The organism is Neisseria sicca VK64 (genome assembly GCF_000260655.1).
GTDB classification, from domain to species: Bacteria; Pseudomonadota; Gammaproteobacteria; order Burkholderiales; family Neisseriaceae; genus Neisseria; species Neisseria sicca_B.
Map to the genome: position 1 here is coordinate 1 of NZ_AJMT01000204.1, position 7,629 is coordinate 7,629.

The 7,629-nt window shown below is 53.4% G+C and carries 7 protein-coding genes, 1 tRNA gene and 1 pseudogene; 2 read left to right on the forward strand and 7 right to left on the reverse strand.

Annotation, left to right across the window (positions count from 1 at the left end):
* Positions 1-118 precede the first annotated feature (118 nt).
* The 7 genes from HMPREF1051_RS12210 to HMPREF1051_RS12240 all read right to left on the reverse strand — a co-directional run bounded on the left by HMPREF1051_RS12210 (position 119) and on the right by HMPREF1051_RS12240 (position 6,675).
* On the reverse strand, positions 119-1,180 hold the full coding sequence (locus HMPREF1051_RS12210; protein ID WP_003769197.1) for a DNA polymerase beta superfamily protein: 1,062 nt from the start codon (positions 1,178-1,180) through the stop codon (positions 119-121).
* Between the two features lie 2 nt (positions 1,181-1,182).
* Entirely contained in the window at positions 1,183-1,902 is a 720-nt protein-coding gene (locus tag HMPREF1051_RS12215) for a hypothetical protein (protein WP_003769193.1), read from the reverse strand.
* 161 nt (positions 1,903-2,063) lie between these two features.
* Entirely contained in the window at positions 2,064-2,822 is a 759-nt protein-coding gene (locus tag HMPREF1051_RS12220) for a DNA polymerase beta superfamily protein (protein ID WP_003769194.1), read from the reverse strand.
* 89 nt (positions 2,823-2,911) lie between these two features.
* Positions 2,912-4,204 carry a histidinol dehydrogenase gene (gene hisD, locus HMPREF1051_RS12225; RefSeq protein ID WP_003769190.1) on the reverse strand — a complete coding sequence of 431 codons (1,293 nt, stop codon included), beginning with the start codon at positions 4,202-4,204 and terminating at the stop codon, positions 2,912-2,914.
* On the reverse strand, positions 4,201-5,085 hold the full coding sequence (locus HMPREF1051_RS12230; RefSeq protein WP_003769189.1) for a hypothetical protein: 885 nt from the start codon (positions 5,083-5,085) through the stop codon (positions 4,201-4,203). The genes hisD and HMPREF1051_RS12230 overlap by 4 nt, the downstream gene beginning before the upstream one ends.
* A 103-nt stretch (positions 5,086-5,188) precedes the next feature.
* Positions 5,189-5,842, reverse strand: a complete 654-nt coding sequence (gene hisG, locus HMPREF1051_RS12235) for an ATP phosphoribosyltransferase (RefSeq protein ID WP_003769201.1) — start codon at positions 5,840-5,842, stop codon at positions 5,189-5,191.
* A 125-nt stretch (positions 5,843-5,967) separates the two neighbouring features.
* Positions 5,968-6,675, reverse strand: coding sequence for an SCO family protein (locus tag HMPREF1051_RS12240; RefSeq protein WP_003769192.1), 708 nt, complete (start codon positions 6,673-6,675; stop codon positions 5,968-5,970).
* Between the two features lie 290 nt (positions 6,676-6,965).
* On the opposite strand from HMPREF1051_RS12240, the gene HMPREF1051_RS12245 reads away from it, so the two are divergent.
* Together HMPREF1051_RS12245 and HMPREF1051_RS12250 are read left to right on the forward strand one after the other, a co-directional pair.
* Positions 6,966-7,050 (forward strand) — tRNA-Leu (locus HMPREF1051_RS12245).
* A 335-nt stretch (positions 7,051-7,385) separates the two neighbouring features.
* A pseudogene (locus HMPREF1051_RS12250) lies at positions 7,386-7,629 on the forward strand (hypothetical protein); the annotation flags it as partial.

Below are 7,629 nucleotides of genomic sequence, written 5' to 3' on the forward strand. Positions count from 1 at the left end.
CTCAACCTGTTGTGTAAACAACGCGACGATTTTCTACATATCATTGCAATTTTAATCCACTATAAAGTCCATTCGCGATAAACACCGTCGCTTCCATTTTCAGACGACCTTTCGCCATCTATCCGTAAATTTTTTCCCTCACATCAACCAAAGCCGCCAAAGCCGAAGCGGCATTTACCGTTTCGGGCAGGTCGGCGGCCTCAAACGCTGTTTCCACTTCTGCCATCAGCCGTTCCGCTTTTCCCAGCAGGTCTTCGTAGGAAGATTCGCCGCGTTTGATGGCGAGCAGTTCGTCGCGGTTGGGGCGGCGCGGGCGGATTTCGCCGTGGCGGGCGATGTCGCGGGCGGTTTCGAGCAGGCGGAAGGTGTGCATCATGTTTTTGGCGTCGTAGCCCTGTCCGTGTGCCTGCGTGCCTTGGTAGCGCGTTTCGTTACGTTCCGCCAGCCATTGCTGATAGGAGGTGTATTCGCGGCAGTAGTTGCTGTATCCATCTTGGTTGAAGGAGAGGTAGGCAAGCGGGGTTTCGCCTTCGGGAACGGAGCTGAGGGAGAGGTTGGTGGCTTCGGGTTTGAGCGCGATGCCGTGGTAGCCGCGCATGCCGTCGGGGTCGTAAAACAGGGCGTAGAGTTCGCGGGCGTGGGCGATTTTGACCAAACCAACGCGCCGCTGCTCCATTCCGCGTTGCGAAAGCCAGTGCCGCAGCGGCACGGTTTGCGCGCCTTCTACGATGTGGCAGAAATCGAGCACGCTTTTCTTTTCAGACGACATCGGGTTGCTGATTTTCTTGTTCAGCCCGCGTGCTTTTTTGATTTGTCCGTAGGCGTATCCGGCGAAACTCTGACGGCAGGCTTTGGATACAAACCATTCGGTTTTGAACGCGTCCATCAGCGGCGAGCGGTAGCGCACGCAGTCGGGCGGCGAGGCGAGCAGTTCCAGCGTGTTCGGGTTGCTTTGCAGCAAAAGCTCGATAAACCGCCCCAGCTCGTAATAAACGATGTCGTTGGTTTCGTTGCTGATTTGCGGGATGTATTCCATGCCGTAAAACATGGATTTGGGCAGGTAAAACACGCCTTTGATGTCGGTATCGGATTCGGGCGTCGCCAAACCGTAGGCGCGGCTGCCGGAAACGGCTTCGAGCAGAAGCAGGTTTTGTGTGTGCAAATCTTCGATGGTGAGCATTTTCAGACGACCTTTTGTAATTGATGGCTGAAACCTATTCCAACCAAGCTAAATATTGCGCCTGTGTCAAAATTTTCAGCGCAGCGTTTTTTTTCTTCCAATAGCGGTGCGGTATAGAGCAAATCCGTGCCGCGCCACGCATGGAAATCTATTTCTCCATCGTAATCATCCCAAAAATTTGGGATATATTCATAGAGCGCATCGGTCATGCGTGGAGGGGCAGACATTGGGTTGCTGAAATCTGCCAGCAGCAGGGCATAAGGTGCAGCCCAATAACAGCCACCTACTGCCAGCATATCGTTGGCGGGATTGTAATGCGCTTCCGTCCAGATAAATGTTTCCGTACCGTCCAGCGTGGCGCGCGGCAGGTACTGCATGATTTCCCCCGTGGCAAAGTCCAGCACGCTGTATCCGTACAAATCTTGGCGGAACAATAAATAATCCCTGCCGTTGTTGTGGGCGATGTATTGGTAAAACGCGGCGGAATCGTCCAGCGATTGCCATTGCGTCACCGTGCCGCCTTCCGAATCGCGCAGCTGACACAGGCTGCCGCTCAAATTGCGTCCGTCTGCTTCACCGGAGTAACTGTCGATGTGCAGCGTATGTTGCGTTGGAAATGTCAGCATATGCTGCTCGGTACGGTTCTGCGACGAAAACAGGGGCTGCGCAGCTTGTTGGATGGCGCGGTATTCGTGGGATTGGGCAGCGTTGGTGCGGGGCATATTCCGGATTTCCGTATGATTTGTTCGATAATAAGATTTCAAGCTGAATACTGGTATCCGACAAAACTCTTGACGATCCTGTTATTACCATCCATTTTCACAATACCCAAAATGTCAGATTTGAGAATTCGACCTAACTGTTGTACAGGCTGCTTTTTGTTTTACGGATAAACCGCCGCCAAAGTTTCGCGGAACAATTCATTCAGCGGCGCGCTGTCGGCGGCTTGGGTGGCAGGGGCGGATAATTCGGAAACTTCGTTATATAAATCAACGGTCAATCGTTGCAATTCGGGCGACAGGGTATGCAGGTAACTTTCATCCTGTTCCGCCTTGATGGCCACCAAATCGGTAATTTGGGCGGCGCAGTCTGTCTGCCATTCGCTCATCAGTTCCGCCAGCGTCATCGGCGGGATGCCGCCTTGTTTGACTGCCCACCGTGCTGCGAGCAGCGGACGCAAGACGTAAAACCATTTTTTCAGTTTGACAGGGTGCACCAAATCCATGGCTTTCAAAGCGTTGCCCGCGATGCCGCGATAATGGTGCAGCAGCGCGGCGGCTTGGACGTATTGCGGCGCAAGCGCGTTCAGACGACCTGTGAAATCATCGTCCTGCGTATAAACCATCGGCGAACGCAGCCATTCGAGCAGCACGGCATTGCTTTTCCGCAGCAGGCGCAACGCCTTGCGGATGTCCCAGCCGCCGACGTCAAACCATTGGTTTTCGATAAATTCAAACGTGTCTTTCGCTTCGTCGATTTGCAGATAATATGGCTGCGGACGGATATAAATGGCGCGCACGTCGTAATCGCTGTCGGGCGAGGCAAAGCCCCATGCGCGGCTGCCGCTCTCTACCGCCAGCAGGAAATGCAGCGGCTCGGTACGGGCGATGTGGGTGAGTTTTTCTTGAATGGCTTGTTTCATGATGTTTCTTTTAATAGAGGTCGTCTGAAAACCCTAAAAACCGGTTTTCAGACGACCTTTGCTTTTGATGGATGGCTGGTATGACCGAATCAGTCTTTCAAACGCAATTCGGCAGAGCGTGCGTGGGCGGTCAGGCTTTCGCCGTGTGCCAACACGCTGGCGGTTTTGCCCAGCTTCTGCGCGCCTTGTTCGGAGACTTGGATCAGGCTGGAGCGTTTTTGGAAGTCGTAAGTGCCCAGCGGCGAGGAGAAGCGGGCGGTGCGGCTGGTAGGCAGGACGTGGTTAGGGCCGGCGCAGTAGTCGCCGAGGCTTTCGCTGGTGTAGCGTCCCATGAAAATCGCGCCGGCGTGGCGGATTTTTTTCGCCCATTCCTGCGGGTTTTCTACCGACAATTCCAAGTGTTCGGGGGAAATGTAGTTGGCGATTTCGCAGGCTTCGTCCAAGTCCTTGGCGAGTATCATCGCGCCCCTGTTGCCGAGCGAGGCTTCGATGATGTCGCGGCGGAGCATGGTTTCGATGAGGCGGTTCATGGCGGCTTGAACTTCGTCGAGATAGGGCTGCGATGTGCCGATGAGGATGGCTTGGGCGATTTCGTCGTGTTCAGCTTGGCTGAACAAATCCATCGCCACCCAATCGGCGGGCGTGGTGCCGTCGGCGATGACGAGGATTTCAGACGGCCCCGCCACCATGTCGATACCGACTACGCCGAACACGCGGCGTTTGGCGGCGGCGACGAAAGCGTTGCCTGGGCCGGTGATTTTATCGACCTGCGGTACGGACTCAGTGCCGTAGGCGAGGGCGGCAACCGCCTGCGCGCCGCCGACGGTGAAGACTTTAGTAACGCCCGCAACGAAGGCGGCGGCAAGTACGATGTCGTTGCGTTCGCCTTTGGGCGTGGGGACGACCATGATGATTTCTTTCACACCGGCAACATGGGCGGGCATGGCGTTCATGATGACGGAACTCGGATACGCCGCTTTGCCGCCGGGGACGTAAATGCCGACGCGGTCAAGCGGTGTAATCTGTTGTCCCAACAGCGTGCCGTCTTCGTCTTCGTAGGTCCACGATTCCATTTTTTGGCGTTGGTGGTAGCTTTCGACGCGTGCGGCGGCGGTTTTCAAGGCGGTTTGAATTTCGGGCTGCAAACGCTCAAACGCGGCCTGTAAATCGTCTTGAGTGAGGATGAGGTCGGCTATGGTTTGGGCGGACGTGCCGTCGAAGCGGTTGGTGTATTCGATGAGTGCCACATCGCCGCGCTTCTGCACATCGGCGCAGATGTCGGCAACGATGCGGTCGATTTCGGGATTTTGCGCGGTCTCAAAAGCCAGCAGGGCTTTGAGCTCGGCTTGGAAATCGGGCGATTGGGTGTTGAGTTTTTTCATGATTTGGGATTCTCCGTTGTTATTTTGGGACTTGGGGTCGTCTGAATATTCTCTTGTTCAGTCTCTGTCTCTGTTTTGGGTCTGATATACGCTTTTTCGCCCGCTCCGCCGAACTTCAATTCAGGCAGGCATTTTTGGTGCAGACCAAGTTTGGACAGCACTTTTTTGCTGGACGAGGCAGTATGGAAACGGTAACGGGTTTGTTTTCTGCCGTTTTTGGTTTCTTCAAGCGTTTGGAAACCGTCCACCTCATACGCGCTGACAACGGCGTTTTGCAGCGCGGTGTGAATGCCGATAACGTATTTCACTTTTGACGCGGCATCTTTGCCGATAACCCAGTTGCCCAACGTACGCGATTTGAGGTTGGCATCGTCTTGGTTGTCGAAGCGGTAGTCGGCTTCTTCGTCGGTATCCAAGTCCAAAGCGTCTTGGATTTTGACGGCAAGAACCAGTCCGTCGGGATTTAGGTCGTCAAGCGGGCAGGGCGTGAATTTGAAGCGTTCGTCGAGTGCTTCCGCGCTGATGCCGCCTGCGCCACATCCGGCAGATTTGTTTTTGAACTTTTTGTCGACAACGGATTTGACGAAATGAATTAGGGCAGTTTCGGCGGCTTGCGCTTCGATTTCAGTCAGATGATAGCTGATGATATAGCGACCGAGTTTCTTACATTTGGCGATGGCTTTGCGTGCCGGTACGTCAATGTCGCCGTCTTGCGAACGGGCGGCCTGTTCATGCTCGAAGATACGATTACCGCAGCCTTTGCCGATGTAGAGGATTTTGTCTTTTTTCAGGTCGGTCAGGCAATAGACGTAAAACCGACGTTCGCCGTTATTCAAAACGGAAAGGGTTGAATCTGAAAATTTTTTTATTTTTGCAACCATTTTAAATCCTCCTATACAGTTTACTGCCGGTGGTATTTTCAGACGACCTGTCGGCGGGAACGGCTAGGGTCATCTGAAAACGCATCTTCATTCAAATGAACGTTCACCCCGCCTTCGCTGCGCTGCCGAACGCCTGAATAATCGGCTCCAGCAGCGCGTGTTTCGTTTTCAATGCGGCTTTGTTGACCACCAGACGGCTGGAAATATCGACAACGTGTTCGACCGCTTCCAAACCGTTTGCCTTAAGCGTGTTGCCGGTGGAGACCAAATCGACGATGGCGTCGCTCAGGCCGACCAGCGGCGCAAGCTCCATCGAGCCGTAAAGTTTGATGATGTCAACGTGTACGCCTTTGCCGGCGAAATGCTCGGCGGCGATGTTGGGGTATTTCGTCGCGATACGCAGGCGGCTGCCGGGCTGCGAGGCGGCGGCGTAGTCGAAACCTTTGCGGACGGCGACCATCATGCGGCATTCGGCGATGTGCAAATCCAGCGGCTGATAAAGCCCGCTTCCGCCGTGTTCGATTAAAACGTCTTTGCCCGCGATGCCGAAGTCTGCCGCACCGTATTGGACGTAAGTCGGCACGTCGGTGGCGCGGACGATGACGAGGCGGATGTTTTCATGGTTGGTGCCGATAATCAGTTTGCGCGATTTTTCGGGTGCTTCGGAGGGAACAATGCCCGCCGCCGCCAAAAGTGGCAGCGTTTCTTCAAAGATGCGCCCTTTGGACAGGGCAATGGTCAGCGTGTTTTCAGTCATTGTTGTTATGCTGTCAGACTTTGAACCCGTACCAAATAGGCAGTCTGACTTTCTCCACTATATGTTTCAGATGGGAAAAAGGTCGTCTGAAAACCGCGACCGGCATTCAGACGACCCCATGCGGATCAAAGCAGTTTTTTGATGTCGGCGGCAATGGTTGCCGGCTCGCTGCCGTAACGCGAGAAAATCGCCACTTCGCCGGTTTTATCGATCAGATACGCGCCGGAAGAGTGGTCAACCAAATAGTTTTCGCTGTCTTCTTTTTGATTGACTTTGGAGGAAACCACGCGGTATTGCTGTTTGATGACCGGCAGGCTTTGGTCGCCTGTCGCTGTCAGGCCGATAAATTCAGGATTGAACTGTTTGACGTATTTGCCGATGACTGCGGGCGTGTCGCGTTCGGGGTCGATGCTGACGAACACCACTTTCACATCTTTCGCCTGATCGCCCAACTGTTTCAATGTGTCGCTGTAAGTCAGCAATTCGGTCGGACAAACGTCGGGGCAGTGCGTATAACCGAAGGACAGAATCACGACTTTGCCTTTCAGGCTGCTTAAGCTGAACGGCTTGCCGTCGCCGTCGGTCAGCGTGAAATCGCCGCCGATGTCTTCTTTACGCATATCCGTTCCGGGCGCTTGCGGTGCGGGCGCGGTAGCGGCAGGTGAGGATGCGGCGGGAGCGGAAGCAGGCTGTTCGGCCGGAGCCGCTGTTGAAGAAGCGGCTGAAGCAGGCGCAGGATTTTGTTCCGGCGTTTTGGCTTCTGGTTTGCAGGCGGCAAGTGTGGCAAGGGCGAATGCGCCCAAAATGGCGGTACGGATTGCAGTAGGCATCATAAAAATTCTCCAATGCGGGTATGGTGTGTGAACGTCGTCTGAAAATAAAAAAATGAAACGAACGCTGCCATCTTAGCGCGTTTGCAACATTTAATATAGCGGTTTATGCCGTTTTTCGGCTGAAAATGAATGATGTTTGATATAAGTGGAAAGAGTAGGGCGCGTCGGGAACAAAATAAAATGAATTTAATGTTTTTAAAAATCAAAAATATAAGCAATATGTCTGCAAACAGGGCAAGATTTTGCTTTACAAGCCCGAATACGCCGCTATAATAGCGACTTCTTCACCAGCCCAGGTGGCGAAATTGGTAGACGCAGGGGACTCAAAATCCCCCGCCGCAAGGTGTGTCGGTTCGAGTCCGACCCTGGGCACCACAATAAACCGCTTATCAGCGGTTATTTTTTTTGCCTGTCGAAAACTCATATTAGAATCCAACATTTTGATCAATCAGGATTTTTGTTGGTTCTGCCATGTTCTCGGTATTGGATCAAACCAAACACGCGGTTCAGCGAAAGTCGGATTCATTTATAGTGGATTAAATGTAAATCAGGACAAGGCGAGGCAACGCCGTACTGGTTTAAAGTTAATCCACTATACCTCTTATTTCTCCGCTTATGTTGAATAAATACCGCCAAGCCCGTTTTATGACAAAGGTCGTCTGAATAAACTATACTTTCAGACGACCACTATTCAATCACGGAGCTTATTTATGTCCATCCGTCTGACCACGCTGTCGCTTATTCTCGCCGTCGCAGCCTGCACGCCTACCGTTTCCCCATCGGCAGAAACTTCACCAACCGTCACTAAATCCGCCATCGATACCGCCTACTGGACTGAACAGCCCTATTGCAGCGGCCGCTATCAATTGCGCCTGCCGTCCAAACGCCGTCATGGCAGTACGCACCTTGATTACAACGGCTGGAGCGTGATGGTCATGTTTAACGACTGGAAGA